General features: G+C 62.8%; 17 protein-coding genes. 10 read left to right on the forward strand and 7 right to left on the reverse strand.

Features of this window, described 5'->3' with window-relative positions; all coding sequences use genetic code 11:
* Positions 1–390 carry an MAPEG family protein gene (locus IG168_RS18370; protein ID WP_193166068.1) on the reverse strand — a complete coding sequence of 130 codons (390 nt, stop codon included), beginning with the start codon at positions 388–390 and terminating at the stop codon, positions 1–3.
* Positions 391–484: 94 nt separating this feature from the next.
* On the opposite strand from IG168_RS18370, the gene hemB reads away from it, so the two are divergent.
* Positions 485–1,498, forward strand: a complete 1,014-nt coding sequence (gene hemB / locus IG168_RS18375; RefSeq protein WP_193166069.1) for a porphobilinogen synthase — start codon at positions 485–487, stop codon at positions 1,496–1,498.
* Between the two features lie 145 nt (positions 1,499–1,643).
* On the opposite strand, the gene IG168_RS18380 is transcribed toward hemB, so the two are convergent.
* Together IG168_RS18380 and mrcB are read right to left on the reverse strand one after the other, a co-directional pair.
* Complete coding sequence (locus IG168_RS18380; RefSeq protein WP_193166070.1) at positions 1,644–2,237, reverse strand: rhomboid family intramembrane serine protease; 594 nt, start codon at positions 2,235–2,237, stop codon at positions 1,644–1,646.
* A gap of 95 nt (positions 2,238–2,332) precedes the next feature.
* A complete protein-coding gene (gene mrcB / locus IG168_RS18385) occupies positions 2,333–4,960 on the reverse strand; it encodes a penicillin-binding protein 1B (protein ID WP_193166071.1) in 2,628 nt (875 codons plus the stop codon).
* Positions 4,961–5,180: 220 nt separating this feature from the next.
* Here mrcB and IG168_RS18390 point away from each other — a divergent pair, with 220 nt between their 5' ends.
* Positions 5,181–6,179 (forward strand): adenosine kinase, encoded by a 999-nt coding sequence (locus IG168_RS18390; RefSeq protein ID WP_193166072.1) that lies wholly within the window; start codon positions 5,181–5,183, stop codon positions 6,177–6,179.
* Between the two features lie 46 nt (positions 6,180–6,225).
* Here IG168_RS18390 and IG168_RS18395 read toward each other — a convergent pair whose 3' ends face one another.
* The 4 genes from IG168_RS18395 to IG168_RS18410 all read right to left on the reverse strand — a co-directional run bounded on the left by IG168_RS18395 (position 6,226) and on the right by IG168_RS18410 (position 10,089).
* Positions 6,226–8,010: an EAL domain-containing protein gene (locus IG168_RS18395; protein WP_226877138.1), complete on the reverse strand. Its 1,785-nt coding sequence runs from the start codon at positions 8,008–8,010 to the stop codon at positions 6,226–6,228.
* Positions 8,011–8,194: 184 nt separating this feature from the next.
* Complete coding sequence (locus tag IG168_RS18400) at positions 8,195–8,764, reverse strand: YajG family lipoprotein (RefSeq protein ID WP_193166073.1); 570 nt, start codon at positions 8,762–8,764, stop codon at positions 8,195–8,197.
* Positions 8,765–8,881: 117 nt separating this feature from the next.
* Positions 8,882–9,352: a copper chaperone PCu(A)C gene (locus IG168_RS18405; protein WP_193166074.1), complete on the reverse strand. Its 471-nt coding sequence runs from the start codon at positions 9,350–9,352 to the stop codon at positions 8,882–8,884.
* A gap of 2 nt (positions 9,353–9,354) precedes the next feature.
* Positions 9,355–10,089, reverse strand: a complete 735-nt coding sequence (locus IG168_RS18410) for an N-acetylglucosaminyltransferase (RefSeq protein WP_193166075.1) — start codon at positions 10,087–10,089, stop codon at positions 9,355–9,357.
* A 154-nt stretch (positions 10,090–10,243) separates the two neighbouring features.
* Here IG168_RS18410 and IG168_RS18415 point away from each other — a divergent pair, with 154 nt between their 5' ends.
* The 8 genes from IG168_RS18415 to fis all read left to right on the forward strand — a co-directional run bounded on the left by IG168_RS18415 (position 10,244) and on the right by fis (position 18,370).
* Complete coding sequence (locus IG168_RS18415; protein WP_193166076.1) at positions 10,244–12,085, forward strand: protein-disulfide reductase DsbD family protein; 1,842 nt, start codon at positions 10,244–10,246, stop codon at positions 12,083–12,085.
* Between the two features lie 240 nt (positions 12,086–12,325).
* Positions 12,326–12,778: a type II 3-dehydroquinate dehydratase gene (gene aroQ / locus IG168_RS18420; protein WP_193166077.1), complete on the forward strand. Its 453-nt coding sequence runs from the start codon at positions 12,326–12,328 to the stop codon at positions 12,776–12,778.
* A 25-nt stretch (positions 12,779–12,803) separates the two neighbouring features.
* Positions 12,804–13,274, forward strand: a complete 471-nt coding sequence (accB, locus tag IG168_RS18425; RefSeq protein WP_193166078.1) for an acetyl-CoA carboxylase biotin carboxyl carrier protein — start codon at positions 12,804–12,806, stop codon at positions 13,272–13,274.
* Between the two features lie 15 nt (positions 13,275–13,289).
* Positions 13,290–14,630 carry an acetyl-CoA carboxylase biotin carboxylase subunit gene (accC, locus tag IG168_RS18430; protein ID WP_193166079.1) on the forward strand — a complete coding sequence of 447 codons (1,341 nt, stop codon included), beginning with the start codon at positions 13,290–13,292 and terminating at the stop codon, positions 14,628–14,630.
* A 153-nt stretch (positions 14,631–14,783) separates the two neighbouring features.
* Complete coding sequence (prmA, locus tag IG168_RS18435; protein WP_193166080.1) at positions 14,784–15,665, forward strand: 50S ribosomal protein L11 methyltransferase; 882 nt, start codon at positions 14,784–14,786, stop codon at positions 15,663–15,665.
* Positions 15,666–15,738: 73 nt separating this feature from the next.
* Positions 15,739–16,893 carry a DUF3426 domain-containing protein gene (locus IG168_RS18440; protein ID WP_193166081.1) on the forward strand — a complete coding sequence of 385 codons (1,155 nt, stop codon included), beginning with the start codon at positions 15,739–15,741 and terminating at the stop codon, positions 16,891–16,893.
* A 173-nt stretch (positions 16,894–17,066) separates the two neighbouring features.
* Positions 17,067–18,065: a tRNA dihydrouridine synthase DusB gene (dusB, locus tag IG168_RS18445; protein WP_193166082.1), complete on the forward strand. Its 999-nt coding sequence runs from the start codon at positions 17,067–17,069 to the stop codon at positions 18,063–18,065.
* Positions 18,062–18,370, forward strand: a complete 309-nt coding sequence (gene fis, locus IG168_RS18450) for a DNA-binding transcriptional regulator Fis (protein ID WP_091390412.1) — start codon at positions 18,062–18,064, stop codon at positions 18,368–18,370. The genes dusB and fis overlap by 4 nt, the downstream gene beginning before the upstream one ends.
* Positions 18,371–18,533: the final 163 nt, after the last annotated feature.

The following is an 18,533-nucleotide window of genomic DNA, read 5'->3' on the forward strand; positions in this document are numbered from 1 at the left end:
TCAGGCCGCCGCCAGCGCCGCCATGATCAGTAGGCCGAGACAGCAGAAAAAGCCACAGAACCAGAACAGGGAGCGCGCGTAACCCCAGTCCCGCAGGTAGCAGAAACCATACAGTATCCGCGCCACGACAAAAGCCACGGACAAGCCGGACAGCCAGAATTCCGGCACGCCGGCGACCATGGCCCCGAGCACCGCAGCGGCGAACGTCGGTAATGCCTCGAAACTGTTGCGCTGTGCCCAGTCGGCCCGGCGCGACAGACCGTCCTGCTGCTCGAGATATTCCCGCGGCGCCAGATTGTTATAGCGGCCCGAGCCGGCCGCCTTGGCAATCGCGGCAAACCCCGGCGGCATCAGCACCGCCACCAGCAGACACCACAAAGCTGCTGCCATCAGTCCGTCTCCCATTTGATATGATTGCCGCCAGCTTATCCGCTGCGGCACCGTCGCGGCAAAACCCCTTCTATCAGCCTGAGTGACTATCCCTATGAGTATCAGCCTTCACCGCGGCGCCTATCCCAATACGCGATTGCGCCGACTGCGCGCGCAGGATTTCTCCCGCCGCCTGGTGCGCGAACACCAACTCACCTGCGACGACCTGATCCTGCCGCTGTTCGTGATCGAGGGGCGCAATGAAACCCAGCGCGTCGCATCGATGCCGGGGGTTGAGCGGTTGACCGTGGATCTACTGGCACAGAAAGCCCGCGAGCTGGTGCAGCTGGGTATTCCCGCCGTGGCGCTGTTCCCGGTGGTGGATCCGGCGCACAAGTCCGACGACGCCCGCGCCGCCTACGACGCCGACGGCCTGGCCCAGCGCGCAGTGCGCGAACTGAAAAACGCCGCGCCTGAGCTGGGTGTCATCACCGATGTGGCACTGGATCCCTTCACCAGCCATGGGCAGGACGGCCTGATGGACGACAGTGGCTACATCGTCAACGACGACACCGTCGAAGTGCTGGTGCAGCAGGCCCTGTCCCACGCCGCCGCCGGGGCCGATGTCGTGGCACCCTCGGACATGATGGACGGGCGCATTGGTGCAATCCGCACCGCAATGGAGCGCGAAGGCCACATTAACACGCTGATTATGTCTTACGCCGCCAAATACGCCTCGGCCTACTACGGGCCGTTTCGCGACGCGGTCGGGTCCGCCGGCAACCTGAAAGGGGGTAACAAATCCAGCTACCAGATGGATCCCGCCAATGGCGACGAGGCCCTGCACGAGTGCGCGCTGGATATTCAGGAAGGTGCGGACATGATTATGGTCAAGCCGGGCATGCCCTACCTGGACGTAGTGCGCCGCGTCAAAGACGAGCTGCGCGTGCCCACGTTCGCCTATCAGGTCAGCGGCGAATACGCGATGCACTGCGCCGCATTCGAGAACGGCTGGCTCAATCGGGAAGCAATCATTCTGGAGTCGCTGCTCAGCTTCAAGCGCGCCGGTGCCGACGGCGTGCTGACCTATTTCGCGATTGAAGCCGCGCAATTGCTGCTGGACACCTGACCCCTGCGGGCGCGGTACCCGTCTATACCGCGCCCCGTTTATCTCCGCTCTAACGGCAGCTCCCTAGCCCTGAGCGAACTGCGTATGCCCCCCTGCAACTATCCCTCACCCGCTGGTATCAGGCAAAGCCGTCAATGCCGGCGTATCAGAACAGGCGCGCCCAGGCGCCCGGATCGACAATCAGCACAAACAGCAGCCCGGTCAGTGCGCCCCAGAAATGCGCGTCGTGATTGATATGGCTGTTTTTGTCGCGGCTGGCGTACACGCTATAGGCCAGATACAGCAGACCGAACAGCCAGGCCTGCACCGGAATCGGCAGAAACAGCAGGAACAGCTCGGATTTCGGGTAGTAGACAATAAAGGCAAACAGCACCGCTGAAATCGCACCGGAAGCGCCGACACTCGCGTACTTCGGGTTCTGCCGCTCCTTGAACAGCGTGGGCAGGTGACTGGCGACCAGTGCAACGCCGTAGAGAACGACAAAGCGGGTGCCGCCGATCAGCCGCTCGAGTGGCGGCCCGAATATCCACAGGCACCACATGTTGACCAGCAGGTGCATCAGGTTGGCGTGGACAAAACCGGCGAGGTAGATCGAGTTGCGCTTTTCACCGCGCCAGACAAAGTAAGGCTGGAAAGCGCACTGCGCGAGCAGCTTGGGGGACAGGTACAGCGCGATCAGGCTGACCGCGGTGGTGACGACCAGCAGAACGGTAGTCGCTGAAAAGGCAAAGTGGTTCACTGGCGCCGCGGGCTCTGTTTCCGTGTGAACCTACAGGCTACTACAGATAGCAGCGGCGCCAAACCGCGTGCGAGCACGCGGCGGCGCCTGGTCCATCAGGGCCACTGATCCTCTTCATCCGGCGGCCACGGCTCTGCCTCTTCCACCGGCACACCGCCCTGGTCGCCGCGGCGCTGGCGCTGCTCTTCTTCGCGCCGCAACTGCTCCTGCAGCTCGCGCTGCGCTTCGCGGGCGCGGCGCTCATCCTCCGAAGGCGGCACCTGCTCCGTATCCGGATTCTGCTGCATTTCGTCGTCCTGTTGCAGCTGCTGCTGCAACTGGCGCTCGCGTTCACGGCGGCGCTCCTCTTCGCGTGGATCGACGCCCCAGCCCGGGGTCATGTCCTCGCGCGGCGCGGCCTCGTCCCCGCCTTTATCCTTGTCAAAGAGGTCGCGGAACCAGCGCCAGCGATCGCGCCCGGCACATTCCGGCGCGGTTTCGAGCTTGCTCTCGTAGGAGAACGGCAGCTCACGCCCGCCCTGGCAATACTCCGGATTCATGTACTGGCCGCGGCTGTTCACCGGTTTGAATTCGACACCGCGCGGCGGCTCGACGCGTCCGTGTTCGTGCGGCAGCTGGCGCATGATCTCGGTCCAGATCTTCAGCGAACCGGTGGCGCCGGTGAGGTTGGTGCGCTTGTTGTCGTCGCGGCCCACCCAGACCACAGCGGTCAGGTTCGGCGAGAAACCCGCAAACCAGCTGTCCCGGTAATTGTTGGTGGTACCGGTCTTGCCGGCAAAGGACACGCTGCCCGGCAGGCGCCGGTATGCGCTGCGGCCAGTACCCTCGCGCATGACCTGCTCCAGGGCGTAGCGAATCAGGTAGGCGGGCACCGGATCCACGTGGCGTTCGGCGCGGCGGCGGAACTGCTGCACATGCTCGCCGTGGGCGTCGGATACCGCCAGCAGTGTGTGCAGTTCCACGTCTTCACCGCCGTTGGCCATGGTCTGGTACATGCCCGCCACTTCAAACGGCGTCAGTTCCGCCGTGCCGAGCAGCAGTGAGGGTACCCGCGGCAGGTTGGCCTGCACCCCGAGCCGGCGCATGGTCTGGCGTACATTCTCAAGCCCCAGGTCGAGACCCAGGCGTGCGGTGGCCAGGTTGTAGGACTTTTCCAGCGCCTTGTACAGCGGTACCAGTCCGTGGGCCTCCTTTTCAAAGTTTTCCGGCATCCAGACCTCGCCGTTCTCCCCCTCGATGCGGATGGGGGCATCGTCAATCAGAGTCGCCAGGTTGTAGTCGAAGGGGCGTTCCAGTGCCGTGAGATATACCGCCGGCTTAATCAGCGAGCCGATCTGGCGCCGCGCTTCGAGGGCCCGATTGAAGCCGGGGTAGTGGGGGCGGCGATCGCCGACCATGGCGAGTACTTTGCCGCTGTGATTGTCCACCACCACGGTAGCGGCCTGCAGGGAGTCCTTCTGGATGCCGCGCGTTTTCTCCAGGCTGGTAACTCCCCCACTGACCGCATCTTCGGCCAGCTTCTGCACCGACGGCGCCAGGGAGGTGTAGATCCTCAAGCCCGCAGTGCGCAGCTCCTCGTAGGAGTAGTAGGGGCGCAATTCTTCCAGCAGGCGCTCGGTGAAGGCCGGGTAAGGGTTCTGCGCTGACTCGCCGGCGGTGGCGACACCCAGCGGTTTGGCCGCATAGATTTTGCGCTGTTCCTCGGTGATCAGCCCCTGCTCGGCCATCAGTTCCAGCACGGTGTTGCGCCGCTCCAGCGCCCGCTCCGGATTGCGCCAGGGGTTGTAGTAGGAAGCGCCCTTGGCGAGCCCTACCAGCAGGGCGACTTCCTGCGGCTCGAGGGTGTCCAGTGGCTTCTGGAAATAGAACTCGGAGGCGAGACCGAACCCGTAGATGGCGCGACTGCCCTGCTGGCCCAGCCACACCTCGTTCATGTACTCCTGCAGGATATAGGCCTTGTCGTAGTGCAGCTCCATCAGGATGGCCATCAGCGCTTCATTGAATTTACGCCGCAGGCTCGGCTCGTGATCGAAGAAGATATTCTTGACCAGCTGCTGGGTGATGGTTGAACCGCCCTGCACCACGTGGCCGGCGCGAATATTGGCAACCATCGCGCGGGCGATCCCCCGCGGGGATACGCCGTGGTGCTGCAGGAATTCCTTGTCCTCCACCGCGATCAGGGTATTGGCGAGCAGCGGCGGGATATCCTTGAAACGCACCGGGTTGCGGTCGTCACCACCGCCGAGAAGCGTGCCGATATTGGCGGCATCGAGGCGGAATTTTTCCAACGTTTCGCCATTTTCGCCGCGCAAGTTTCTGATCTCGTCGTTGCGCAGGCGAAAACTGACCTGAGCCGCCGGTTCGCGACCATCGGCATGGATAAAGTCCCGGCGCCAGACGTGATAGTCCATCCCCTCACGGGACCACTGTCCGGGCTCTGCAAGGCGCTCCACTTCACGGTAATTGAGCGCGGCAAATTCCGCCTGCAGCTCATCCGGGCGCATGATCATGCCCTCTTTCAGCACCAGCGGGCGCGCGAACACCCGCGCCGGCAACTGGTACTGACGGCTGTCGAGCCGCTCGCGCAGCTCTACGTCCAGGTAGACCATGTAGCCAGCCAGAACCAGGCAGCCCACCAGCCCGAGCAGGCCTAGCCGCACCATCCAGCGGCGCAGTCTTCCGGATTTGGGCGCGTTCTTGCGCCGGCGCTTTGTCGATGCCATATAAATGCTAAACCGAGGTTTTCAATCAACTATAGATAGGCTGCCCGCTGGCGCGCGGCCCATTTGACCGGCGGGCCGCCTGTGTTTATCAACAACGCCGCGCGCCGGGCCTTTATAAGCTCTGCTTCGCACAAGTCAAACCCATCGCCTTGCACTTGGCCGAACGCCGGCCATAATGCGCCCGTAACTCCGCGCAATTGGGCACGATTCAAGGACAACTATGCACCAGTACGATCTCTACGGCATCGGCGCCGCCCTCCTCGACACCGAAATCGAAGTCAGCGACGGCGACCTGCAGACACTCGGCGTCGACAAGGGCGTCATGACCCTGGTGGACGACGCCCGCCAGCGACAACTGGTGGAAGACCTGCGGGACCACCTGGTCACCGCCAAGCGGGCCTGTGGCGGTTCCGGCGCCAACACGGTGATCGCTGCCAGCTACTTCGGCCTGCGCACCTTTTATTCGTGCAAAGTAGCCGCGGATGACAACGGCGATTTCTACCGCGCGGACCTGGCCAGCGCCGGCGTCGACTATCCGGCGACACTGCAGCAGGCCGACGACGGCGCCACCGGCAAGTGCCTGGTACTGGTCACGCCAGATGCCGAGCGCAGCATGAATACCTTCCTCGGCATCAGCGAGCGGCTGTCCGTGGACGAGCTCGACGTGAAGGCGCTCGGCGCCTCGCGTTGGGCCTATATCGAGGGCTATCTGGTCTCTTCCATCAGCGGCCGGGCCGCCGCCATTGCCCTGCGCGAAAATGCAGAGAAATCTGGCGTTAAAACCGCGCTCAGCCTATCCGACCCCGCGATGGTGCATCTGTTCCACGACGGCCTGCGGGAAATGATCGGCAGCGGTGTCGACCTGCTGTTCTGCAACCGCGATGAAGCACTGGGTTTCACTGGTACCGACAATGCCGACGACGCCGCGCGTGCACTGCGGCAGTACTGCCGCAGTTTCGCCATTACCCTGGGCGCGGACGGCGCACTGCTGTGGGACGGCAGCCAGCAATATCGGGTGGAAACCCCCAAGGTGCACGCCATCGACACCAACGGCGCCGGCGATATGTTTGCCGGGGCCTTCCTCTACGGTCTGAATCGGGAGATGTCGTTCAGTGAGGCGGGGGAGTTGGCCTGCCGCGCCGCTGCCCAGGTGGTAAGCCAGTATGGCCCGCGCCTGCGCGCCGAGCAGCATTCTGAATTGCTCGCACCGGTGGTCTGAAGCCCGTAGTTATCAGGCGGAAGTAACCGTCATGGGCTGGGCGCCGCTACGGGTGTGACTCGAAGTGGCGCTGACCGCCGATTTCCGGCAGGCAGGAGGCCGCGGCGATTCCGAAGCCCTGGGCGAAATCCACGCCCATCAGGCGCAGCTTTTCCAGCAACTCCGGTGTCTCCGCATATTCGGCGATGGTGCTGATACCCATGCGCTTGGCGAGGTGATCGACGGTACTGACCATGGCGCTGTCGATCTCGTCCTCGAGCATGTTGCGCACGAAACTGCCGTCAATTTTGAGGTAATCCACTGGCAGCTGGCGCAGGTACGCCAGCGATGAAACGCCGCGACCGAAATCATCCAGGGCGAAGCTGCAGCCGGCGGCGCGCAGCTTGTGGATAAAGATCAGCGCCCGTTCGAGATTATTGATGGCGCTGGTTTCGGTGATCTCAAACTGCACCCGCGACGGTGCAACCCCCGCCTCGGTCAGTGCGTGCAGCACGAAGTCTGCGAAGGCTTCGTCGCCGAGGCTGATGCCGGAGATATTGATCGCATAGCTGCAACCGCTCACACCCTGGCGCTGCTCCAGCGCCATATAGGCGAAGATGTTCCGAATCACCCAGCGATCGACTTCCTCTATCAGCCCGTAGCGTTCCGCGGCGGGCAGGAACATTCCCGGCGAAATCACATCGCCATCACGCCCACGCATACGCACCAGGACTTCGTAGTGATGCACACGCTGACCGTCCTGCAGTGCCACCACCGGCTGACGATAGAGCAGCAGGCGGTCTTCCCGCAGAGCGGCGTGGATCTCCGCCACCCAGGTGGTCTGGCGACGCTTTTCCAGTACCTTGCGGGAATCGTTGAACAGTTTTACCCGGTTGCGCCCCTGGTCCCGCGCCGCACAGCAGGCGTCGTTGGCGGAGGCGAGCAACTGGCCCGCCGGCGGCGCGTGGCGGTCCACTGCTACCGCACCGATGGAGACGGCCACACGGCTGTCGTTGCCGTCCCAGTGGAAGGCAAAATCCTGCACCGCCGCACGCAGCCGCGCCACCACGCGGCGGGCTTCTTCAACGGTGCAGTCGCGCAGCAGTATCGCAAATTCGTCACTGCCCACTCGCGCGAACAGATCCGAACTCGAAAGACAGCGCTGTAGTAATTGCACCAGCTGGATCAGCAGCTGGTCACCGGCGGCGTAGCCCAGCGTGTCGTTGATCACCTTGAACTGATAGACATCCAGGTACAGCAACACGTGGTGCTGGCGCTTGTCGACACATTGCGACAGCACCGTCTGCAGCTCATTTTCAAAAAACTGGCGATTGGGGAGACGGGTGAGCGCATCGTGACTGGTCTGCCAGCTCAGGCGGGATGAGATACGGCGCGCCGCGGAGGTATCGCGCAATACCAGAACGAAATTCTGCAGGTTGACGCCGTCGCGCACCGCCATAACCTGTACGCTCACTTCGCGCCGCTCCTCGCTGTCGGAACGCAGCAGGCAGGCTGTGAACTCGCGCGCGCCGGGCACTTCCAGCGCCGCATCGGCGACTTCGACCTCAGGCAACACCGGCGCGAGCGGCGCGCCGCTCGCGTCACAGAACTGGAGATTGTCGTTCAGCCGCTGGCCCGGTAGCAGACCGACCAGGTCGCCGGTCATTTCACTGACGAGCGGGTTGCTGTAGACGACCCGCCCCTGCGCATCGGCGACAATCACCCCGTCGGCGACTTCCCCCAGCGCCAATTCAGCAGCCCGCAGGTTGAGTTGCGCGCCCGGCATCAGCTCTTCTTCGACCTGTGCCAGCAGGCCCAGGTACTCGACAGATTTCGGATCAAACTCAGTCAAAGCTGCAAGCTCGCATCATCAATAGCGTTGTGCACAGTGAGTGGACCGGAGTTTAGAAACCGCATTCACTCTCCTGCCGAGCGCACTGTGGACCTGTTAACTCCATCGCGCAAATCCATATGCAGCCTTAAAGCGCCGAGCTTTCCCTGCTCGTCTGCTTTCTCTGGGACCTTAAAGTGCACATTCAGTGATTGGTACGCAAGAAGTTTTTCAGTTTCTCGTCGGCAAATGCGCGCTGTAACGTGGCACTGAGAAGATTATTGACGCGCGATTCAACCTCCTCACGGGACGGCTTGATCAGGCTGCGGTCTTCGCCCTTGGAGCGATAGTTGCCGTAATAGGTAGCACCGCCAATGGTTACAGCCAGCTGCACTTCGGCAGCGGTGTCCACGGTGCTCGTTACCAGTTTATTGGGACTGTCGTACTTGAGGCCCGTCAGGTTCGCTACCACCTGAACATCGGCATTGCCGTTGGTCGGGCGAAAATTCCAGCTCGCGAAACCGTCGCTCAGGGAAGCCGCCATAGCACCTTCCACATCGTTCGCGAGCGACACCTGGGAGCTGTTGGCATAGACGCCACCGAGCGAACCCAAGCCGCCACCGGGCAATTGGTTGACGCCGCGCACACTGATGGTACGTCCTGCGCCAATGTTTTCCGCAGCTACCTCTACCTGCGGACGCACCTGAATTTGCAGTGGGCTGTGGGCGCAGGCCGCCAGCGTGCACACGCCCAGCAACAGCAGTAGTTTTTTCATCGATTCCTCCAATGATTTTGTTGGTATTCAAATATTTTTCGCGAACCGCGGCCGATTTCGACCGCGGCGATGAGTTTGATTTTCTTTCGCCGCTCTCACCTGGCGAAAGCTCTGTGATCATCCGTGCTGATGATGTTCCGCCTTGTCGGGGCGGGCACCAGCGCGGCGCACGGGTACACTTACATCCAGCGCCTCTCCATCGGCGAAAACCAGACGCAGGGACAGCGCTTCGCCGGCGCGCAACTGGACGCCGTGCAGCATCAGATGTATGCCACCGGGTGCCATCGCCAGGTTGCCATCCGCCGGGATGGTCAATTGCGCCAGCGGTCGCATGCGGATGACGCCGCCGTCGGTCACCGTGGTATGCAGATCTGCCGACGCCCCCACACGCCCGGGCAGCTCCACTCGCAACAACTGACGCGGTGCCGCAGCAGAATTGTGCAGCGACAGGTACGCCGCGCTCATGCCGGCGCCCGGCAGTGTCTCGCGCGCGACCCCTTGCACTGTCAACGCCGCTTCGTTGGCCGACGCGGTATTGATCCACGCGGTCAGCGCCGCCATTCCCAGCATCGCAAGCAATTTCTTCACGGTCAGCCCCCTTCGTTTGATGGCATCAGTATCAACCGCGGCTGGCTGCCGAGGCGTATATCGCCGCGCACCCGGTAACCCATAACTGCCTCGCGCAGCTGCTGGTAAATCCAGCGCCCCTCGGCATCGTTGCGCGCCACGATAATGACACGCAGGCCTTCGCGGCGAATTTTCTGCGCGGTGCTCTGCAGTAACGCCACAACCTGCGCGTCTTTGGCTGCCAGCGGCCCGGCGGGCAGCGGCACACTGTCGCCGGATGGAACATCGGCGCTGGCGCGACGGCGTTCGCGCACCAGCTGCTCGCGCACCTCGGCTACCAGCGCATTGCCCGGCGCAAGCTGTTCGGCATGACTCAGGTAAGCGTTGACCTCACCGAACGAGCGACGGCGCAGTGCGTCCCGCGCCCGCCCGACCAGGTCGATGACGATCATCTGTATGCCGCTTGCCGCGCGCTGGTTGCCCGGATCCAGTTGCTTGACGCGCAGATAGTAGTCGTAGGCACTGACACCGGCAGGCTGGGTCAGGAAGCCCTCGCGCTGCGCGGCCTCGGCGCGGCCGAGAAAGAAGGCGATATTGCGCTGACGGATTTCCTCCGGTGTGGGACCGGCGGGTTTCTGCGGCGCCGGCAGCGGCACCGCGCGCGGCGCAGGAACCGGGGGCGTCGAAACGCAGCCACTGAGCCAAAGTGCCGCGGACAGCGACACGCCGAAGAAGCAAAGACGAGTAACCGGCGTCAAGCTGATCCCCCTGCTGTTGTTTTTTTGTCCCGCGCGCACCACTATACTGCGGATAATCCGCTGCCAGAGCCGCCCGGAACTTGTTCGGGCACTCCGCTGAACCGCTGCGCGCTGTGGCAGTCAGACATTCTGACTATAAAGAATTTTTATTCCCATGGCTGTGATGACCAACAGTTTCCAAAAAAATTTCCTCGCCGCCCTGGCAACACTCATTTTGTTGATCGGCGGGACCGCCCAGGCCGCTCAGGATCCCTTCGCCAGCCAGTCCCTCGATGCGGCGCAGGACGACGAGTTCCTGCCGGTCGACCAGGCCTACCAGCAGGATTTCCTGTTCACTGCGGCGGGCGTCAGCGCCATCTTCCAGATTGCACCGGATTACTACCTGTACCGCGACAAGCTCGCAATCTTCCGTGTCGACGGCGGGCAGAAAACTCCGGTATCCGTTTCGCTCCCCCAGGGAGAGACCACCTGGGACGACTACTACGAGAAAGAAACCGAGGTCTACCGCCTGCAGCTGGAGGCCCCTCTGTCTCTGCCGGCGGAGGACACGCCTATCGAGCTGGAAGTGCACTACCAGGGCTGCGCCGATGCCGGCCTCTGCTATCCACCACAGGTCCGCCACTTCCGCCTCGACCAGAGCGCGGGCACGGCCGAACCCACCCCGACCGCACCGACTACCGCCGCCCCTTCCGGATCCAGCGCGCCGGGCAACCGCACTGCCGGGCTGTCGCTGCCACTGGCAATGGTTCTCGCCTTTATCGGAGGTCTGCTGCTGAACCTGATGCCCTGCGTCTTCCCGGTGCTGTCGATCAAGGTACTGGCAATTAGCCAGGCCGCACAGCACGGCGGCCAGCGCCGCGCCCACGGCTGGGCATACAGCGCCGGTGTGGTGGCTAGTTTCGTACTGATCGCCGCACTGATGCTGGCCCTGCGCGCCGGCGGCGAGGCGATCGGCTGGGGGTTCCAGCTACAGTCGCCATGGCTGGTCGCGGCGCTGGTATACCTGTTCTTTACCATGGGGCTCAGCCTGTCGGGCCTGACTGAGTTCGGCGGCCGCCTGATGGGGGTCGGCCAAAATGTCAGCGCACAGCAGGGGCTGCGCGGCTCCCTGGCCACCGGCGCACTGGCGACCGTCGTCGCCAGTCCCTGCACCGCACCGCTGATGGGTTCCGCCCTGGGCTATGCGGTGACCTTGCCGGCTGGCCTCGCCCTGGCGGTATTTGCTGCACTGGGAGCCGGGATGGCAGCGCCTTTCCTGTTACTGACTCACATCCCCGCACTCACTGATCGACTGCCACGTCCGGGTCCGTGGATGGACAGGCTCAAACAGCTGCTGGCGTTCCCCATGTACCTGACTGCCGTGTGGCTGCTGTGGGTGCTCGGCCGCCAGACTGGCAGCGATGGCGTTGCCCTGGTGCTGGCCGGGGCCGTCGCGATCGCTTTTGCACTGTGGCTATGGCCGCGCCCCCATGAAACCTGGAGCAAGCGACACTGGGGCAAGGGCAGCGTGGCACTGGTGGCAATTGCGCTCGCCTTCGCACTGCTGCCGCGGCTGGCTACGCTGTCGCCGGCGACGCCAACGGAATCGGAATACTGGCAGCCCTACTCCGCAGCGCGGCTCGACAGCGCGCGCAGCGAGGGACGGCCGATCCTGACCAACCTGACTGCGGCCTGGTGCATTACCTGCCTGGCCAATGAAAAAGTCGTGCTGTCCAGCGATGCGGTGAGCGAGGCCATCGATCAGCTCGGCGTGGTCGCCCTGAAAGGAGACTGGACCAACCAGGATCCGGAAATCAGCACACTGCTGGCCAAATACGGCCGCACCAGTGTCCCCCTGTACCTGCTGTACCCTGCCGGTGGTGGCGAAGCGCAGATACTGCCGCAGGTCCTGACCCGCGATGGCCTGCTGGCAGCTCTCAATGCCGCCGCCCAACCCACTACCAACACGTCGCAACGCGCCGGATCCGCGTCCCCATCGCCCGGGGCGTCTTTATAGCCATCTCACCGGGCAAAACCGTCATCGCACCGTTTATCTTGCAGTAATCAGGCAGGAAAAGTGTCCTATCTCCGGCTATCGTCAATAAAGCGTGCGCTGGGGCATGGACAGGGGGTCACTTTTGCGGCACACTCGCCCCGGTTTTGTGGGAACTTGAGCCAAACCCGGCGGTTGCCTGCAAGATAGCCAACTTTCGCCAGGTTTTTGTGACCATTTCGCGCTTTTCCTTCAGAGTAAGCTATGGCAAAAATTCTGCTGCTACACGGCCCCAATCTCAACCTGCTGGGCACCCGCGAACCGGAAATTTACGGTGCCACCACGCTGCCCGAAATTGACCGGTCGGCGCGTGCGCAGTGCGAGGCCGCCGGCCACGAGCTGGCGACGCTGCAGAGCAACAGTGAGGCGGAGTTGATCGATCGTATCCAGGTGGCGGCGATCGAAGGTGTGGATTTTATCGTGATCAATCCCGCGGCATTCACCCACACCAGCGTGGCCCTGCGCGATGCCCTGGCAGCTGTAGCCATCCCGTTTATCGAGCTGCACCTGTCCAACCCCCACGCGCGGGAAGCTTTTCGCCACCACTCTTATTTATCGGACCTGGCTCGGGGTGTGATCTGCGGCTTCGGCGCACAGAGCTACACCCTGGCCCTGCAGGCGGCCATTCACCAGATCGGTGCGGGCGCCAATCAATAACTGACCAGAACTGCGAGTGAGTACTATGGATATCCGCAAAATTAAGAAACTGATTGAACTGCTCGAGGAATCGGATATCGGCGAGCTGGAAATCAAGGAAGGTGAAGAGTCCGTGCGCATCAGCCGCGGCGTGAGCGGTGCAACACAGGCGGTAGCGCCGATGATGCCCGCGCCAATGGCCCAGGCCCCCGCACCGGCAGCCCCGGCTCCGGCGCCGGCCGCACCCGCCGCCGAATCCGGCGACGCCGTACCGGCCCTGACCGGCCACCCGATCAAGTCGCCGATGGTCGGCACCTTCTACGCGGCTTCCAGCCCCGGTGCGGAGCCCTTCGTCAAAGTCGGCCAGCAGGTCAAGGCGGGCGATGTGGTATGCATCGTCGAAGCGATGAAAATGATGAACCAGATCGAAGCGGACAAGGCCGGCACCATCGGCCAGATCCTGGTGGAAGACGGCGAGCCAGTAGAGTTCGATCAGCCGCTCGTGACCATCGTCTGAGCGGGGTGAATCGGAATGTTTGACAAGATACTGATCGCCAACCGGGGCGAGATCGCCCTGCGCATCCTGCGCGCCTGTAAGGAGATGGGCATCGCCACCGTGGCGGTACACTCCCAGGTGGACCGCGACCTGAAGCACGTGCGCCTCGCCGACGAGTCCGTGTGCATCGGTCCCAATCCCTCGCCGCAGAGCTACCTGAATATTCCCGCGATTGTCTCCGCGATGGAGATTACCGATGCCATCGCAGTACACCCGGGCTACGGCTTCCTCGCGGAAAACGCCGATTTTGCCGAACAGGTGCAGAAAAGCGGTTTCACCTTTATCGGCCCCGACGCCGACACCATTCGCCTGATGGGCGACAAGGTCTCCGCCATCGCCGCGATGAAAAAGGCCGGCGTGCCCACGGTACCGGGCTCAGACGGCCCGCTACCCGCGGACGGCGACCGCTGTCTGGAGATTGCCAAGAAGATCGGCTTCCCGGTAATCATCAAGGCCGCGGCCGGCGGCGGTGGTCGCGGCATGCGCGTGGTGCACACCGAAGCGGCATTGCTGAACGCCATTTCGGTCACCAAGTCCGAGGCCGGCGCCGCCTTTGGCGACAGCACCGTGTACATGGAGAAGTTCCTGCAGAACCCGCGCCACGTGGAAATCCAGGTGATGTCCGACGGCCAGGGCAACGCCATCCACCTGGGCGATCGCGACTGCTCCCTGCAGCGCCGCCACCAGAAGGTGCTCGAGGAAGCGCCCGCTCCGGGCATTCCGGAGGAAGTGCGCCAGGCGGTGTATGAATCCTGTGTACAGGCCTGTATCGATATCGGCTACCGCGGTGCGGGCACCTTCGAGTTCCTGTACGAGGATGAGCGCTTCTACTTCATCGAGATGAACACCCGTATCCAGGTGGAGCACCCGGTTACCGAAATGGTCACTGGTGTCGACCTGATCAAGGAACAGATCCGTGTCTGCGCGGGCCAGAAGCTGTCCATCAAACAGGAAGACGTCGTCATTCGCGGCCACGCCTTCGAGTGCCGGATCAACGCGGAAGACCCCAAGACCTTCTTCCCCTGCCCCGGCAAGGTCAACAACTTCCACGCTCCCGGAGGCCTGGGTGTGCGCGTCGACTCGCACCTCTACTCCGGCTACACGGTACCGGCCAATTACGACTCGATGATTGCCAAGGTCATCACCTATGCCGAGGATCGCGAAGCGGCGCTGGCGCGCATGCGTGTGGCACTGTCGGAACTGATCGTCGATGGCATCAAGACCAACATTCCACTGCAGGAAGAGCTGGTGCGCGACGAGGCCTTTGCCAAAGGCGGAGTGAACATTCACTACCTCGAGAAAAAACTCGGGCTCTAGCGCTGAACATGCCGGATAATTCCGGCATATTGCGGCCGCGGGTCGCGAGCGGGCTTCCGGAGACGGCTAAGCCCGCTCGCGACCCGCGGCCGCTTCTACAATTGGCGCACGCCAACAGACGCACCGAACACACTAGTAGCGAAACTGACCGATATGCCCTGGCTTCAACTCCGCGTAGACACCAGTCGCGAACTGGCGGAAAAAATCGAAGATGCTCTGCTGTTCGCCGGCGCCGTGTCCGTTACCCTGCAGGACAACGCCGATCAGCCAATCCTGGAACCCGGCCTCGGCGAGACCCCGCTGTGGGAAGAGACCCGCATCACCGGACTGTTCGATGCCGAAGTCGACACCGCCGTGGCGGAAGCCAAGGCCGCGTCCTTCCTGTGCGAACTCCTGCCGAACGCGCGCTGGGAACAGCTCGAGGACAAGGACTGGGAGCGGGAGTGGATGAGCCACTACAAGCCGATCCAGTGCGGCGACAACCTGTGGATCTGCCCCAGCTGGTGCGAACCGCCGGAGCCGGATGCGGTCAACCTGTTGCTCGATCCGGGCCTGGCGTTCGGCACCGGCACCCACCCCACCACCTTCCTGTGCCTGCAGTGGCTGGCGCAGCAGGACCTGGCCGGCAAAAGCGTAATCGACTTCGGCTGCGGCTCGGGCATTCTCGGTATCGGCGCCCTACTCCTCGGTGCTGAGCGGGCAGTGGGGACGGATATCGATCCCCAGGCGCTGATTGCCAGCCGCGACAACGCCCAGCGCAACGGTCTGGATCCCGACCGTTTCCCGGTCTACCTGCCGGAACAGATGCCCCAGGAAGCGGTCGATATCATGCTTGCCAATATCCTCGCCGGCCCGCTGGTGGAACTCGCTCCACAGCTGACGGCACTGACCCGTATCGGTGGCCGACTGTGCCTGTCCGGCATTCTCGCTTCCCAGGCGGAAGCGGTTAAGGCGGCCTACCGGCAGTGGATCGATTTCGATGAGGATGGTCAGCGCGAGGACTGGGTGCGCCTGAGTGGTACCCGCACGCGCTGATGCTGTCGCAGAGACTACGCGCCCGCGCGGCGGACTGATAGACTTGACCACCGGATAAAAACTGTCGAATTCCATGTCGCAACTGGTTACCTGCTGCCCCCACTGCAGCACCTCATTCCACGTCAACGAACAGCAGCTGCGGGCCGCCCGCGGCGCCGTGCGCTGCGGCTCCTGCCTGCAGGTTTTCCGTGCGGACGAAAATATCGTCTTTACCGAAAGCAATCCCGGCGCCTCCAAAGATCTCGAGGCCCTGCTCGACGACGACGACTTCCTGATTCACGACGATATCGACCTCGACGGTGAGCCGGGGAACGAGGATGCGCCGGTGCCGCCGACGATGCCCGCCAGTGACGCGGTCATCGAAGATGAAGACGACAGCGACCGGCCGATGATCGGCGAAGCCTTCGGCGACAGCCAGTGGCGCGAGATGTCCGCCGATGTCCCTGCGCCGCCGCTCCAAGAAGACGAGGAAGATAGCGACGCCACCCTCGCACCTGACTGGGACGAGAACCCCTGGGCCGACGAATCCCCGGAACCCCCGCGCAAACGGGAATCCGCCCTTTCCGCCCGCTGGGACGACGACATTCCCACAGCGCGCAAGGACGAGGCTCCAGAGCAACTGGAGCGTATTGAGACCATCAGTGCCACGCGCCGGAATGACTCCGATATCTCAGCCAGCGCATCGCGCGAGCACCTGATCAGTGCAATCGAACCGGCCCCACTGGAAATGAGCTGGCAACCCCGACGGGACAGACGCGTCCCCGGCTGGTTGTGGGTAATGCTGGCACTGGTGCTCGCGCTGCTACTCGCCGCCCAGACCGCCTATTTCCGCTTCGACAGCCTGAGCAAACAGCAACCCTGGCGAAGCATCTACGCGCGCATCTGCCCGACCCTGGGTTGTCAGCTGCCACCACTGGCGGACCTGCAGGCGATCCACACCTCCAACCTGGTCGTGCGCAGCCACCCGAAAATTGCCGGTGCACTGGTCGTAGACGCCGTCCTGCTCAATACCGCGCCCTACCCGCAGCCCTTTCCCAGCCTACTGCTCAACTTCAGCGACCTGAAAAACAATCCGGTGGCGAGCCGTCGTTTTGCGCCGCGGGAATACCTGCAGGGCGAACTGGCCGGCCGCAAGCAGATGCCCAGCGGCAACCCAGTGCATATCGCGATTGAGATCGCCGACCCGGGTAGCGAGGCGGTAAATTACGAACTGCATATTGCGCACTGAGTCACACTTTGCGCGAGAATTGCGTACCAATACGGCGCTTAAATCAGCAAAAACTGCGCAATCGTCAGGCTAAACGCACAGCAGACAACCAATTTGCCCGCTTTTTCGCTTTTCCAATGCCTGGGCAGCCGCTATCATAGGCGGCTTGTTTCCACGCCAAAGCGGAGCCGTCTTTGTCCAGCGAGATCGCCATAGGCCCTTACATTATCGGCAATCCGGTAATCTTGGCGCCGATGGCCGGCGTGACCGACCGCCCTTTTCGCCAGCTTTGCCGGCGCCTGGGAGCCGGTCTGGTAGTCTCTGAAATGGTGACAGCGGACACCCGCCTGTGGAACAGCCGTAAATCCAGGCTGCGCCTGGATCACGGCGGCGAATCTGCCCCTATCTCGGTGCAGATTGCCGGGGGCGACCCGGAGATGATGGCCGAAGCGGCGCGTGAAAACGTGCGCCGCGGTGCGCAGATCATCGATATCAACATGGGTTGCCCTGCAAAGAAAGTTTGCAAGAAGGCAGCGGGGTCCGCCCTGCTGCGCGACGAAAAACTGGTCGGGGATATTCTGGAAGCCGTGGTCCAGTCCGTCTCAGTACCTGTGACGTTGAAGATCCGCACCGGCTGGTGCCCGGATTCACGCAACGGGGTCCGGGTGGCCAGAATGGCCGAAGAGGCTGGTATTGCGGCATTGGCAGTGCACGGGCGCACGCGCGCCTGCGGCTACCACGGTCAGGCTGAATTCGATACCATTGCCGAAATCGTATCCAGGGTGGGAATTCCGGTTTTCGCCAATGGTGACATTGCCAGTGCAGAGCGGGCCCGCCAGGTGCTCGACTATACCGGCGCTGCTGCAGTCATGATTGGCCGTGCAGCACAGGGACGGCCATGGATTTTTCGGGAGATAGCCCACTACCTCGCCACGGGGGAAAAGCTGCCCGAACCCTCACAGGAAGAAGTCAGGGATATATTGCTCGCCCATTTGGGCGAATTGCACCGTTTTTACGGTGACGTGATGGGGGTCCGTATCGCCCGCAAACATGTGGGTTGGTACCTGAAGACACTCGCGGGGAGCGAGGCCTTTCGCAAGACCTTTTTCCAACTGGAAAGCGCAGAAGCACAACATGCCAGCGTTCAAACATGGTTTGAACGCCGAATAACGAGAGGGGCACAAGCGGCATGAATAATGAAGCACTAATTCCGGATACCGGCAGCGACGAGGTATCCACTGGGGGGCAGACGCAACTCGCGCAGCCGCAGCAACAATCACTGCGCGACGCGGTTGAACAGGCGATGGAAAACTACTTCCGTCACCTCGACGGGCAGATGGTCACCGATGTCTACGACATGGTGCTGTCCGAGATCGAAGCGCCTATGCTGGAAGTGGTGATGAAATACACCCGCCACAACCAGACCCGCGCGGCACAGCTGCTGGGCCTGAACCGCGGCACCCTGCGTAAAAAGCTGAAGCGTTACGGCCTGCTGTAAACGCCCGCGGCATTAGCAGCCGAAACACTCGAGGGGGGATGAGGACACTCATCCCCCCTTACTATTTGCTGGCGGCAGCTTTTGCCGCCCGCCTCGAGACCGGAGCCACCGCCACCTCATAACCGGGCGGCAATCTCGACTCTCTGTTGCCGGCACAGCCGGC

Source organism: Microbulbifer hainanensis, assembly GCF_014904735.1.
Taxonomy (GTDB): domain Bacteria; phylum Pseudomonadota; class Gammaproteobacteria; order Pseudomonadales; family Cellvibrionaceae; genus Microbulbifer; species Microbulbifer hainanensis.

What these genes read in the sequence shown, in the direction of transcription:
- IG168_RS18370 (WP_193166068.1), bottom strand. Translation starts at nt 390, where the DNA reads ATGGCAGCAGCTTTGTGGTGTCTGCTGGTGGCGGTGCTGATGCCGCCG.
- hemB (WP_193166069.1), top strand. Translation starts at nt 485, where the DNA reads ATGAGTATCAGCCTTCACCGCGGCGCCTATCCCAATACGCGATTGCGC.
- mrcB (WP_193166071.1), bottom strand. Translation starts at nt 4,960, where the DNA reads ATGGCATCGACAAAGCGCCGGCGCAAGAACGCGCCCAAATCCGGAAGA.
- IG168_RS18390 (WP_193166072.1), top strand. Translation starts at nt 5,181, where the DNA reads ATGCACCAGTACGATCTCTACGGCATCGGCGCCGCCCTCCTCGACACC.
- IG168_RS18400 (WP_193166073.1), bottom strand. Translation starts at nt 8,764, where the DNA reads ATGAAAAAACTACTGCTGTTGCTGGGCGTGTGCACGCTGGCGGCCTGC.
- IG168_RS18415 (WP_193166076.1), top strand. Translation starts at nt 10,244, where the DNA reads ATGGCTGTGATGACCAACAGTTTCCAAAAAAATTTCCTCGCCGCCCTG.
- aroQ (WP_193166077.1), top strand. Translation starts at nt 12,326, where the DNA reads ATGGCAAAAATTCTGCTGCTACACGGCCCCAATCTCAACCTGCTGGGC.
- accB (WP_193166078.1), top strand. Translation starts at nt 12,804, where the DNA reads ATGGATATCCGCAAAATTAAGAAACTGATTGAACTGCTCGAGGAATCG.
- accC (WP_193166079.1), top strand. Translation starts at nt 13,290, where the DNA reads ATGTTTGACAAGATACTGATCGCCAACCGGGGCGAGATCGCCCTGCGC.
- prmA (WP_193166080.1), top strand. Translation starts at nt 14,784, where the DNA reads ATGCCCTGGCTTCAACTCCGCGTAGACACCAGTCGCGAACTGGCGGAA.
- IG168_RS18440 (WP_193166081.1), top strand. Translation starts at nt 15,739, where the DNA reads ATGTCGCAACTGGTTACCTGCTGCCCCCACTGCAGCACCTCATTCCAC.
- fis (WP_091390412.1), top strand. Translation starts at nt 18,062, where the DNA reads ATGAATAATGAAGCACTAATTCCGGATACCGGCAGCGACGAGGTATCC.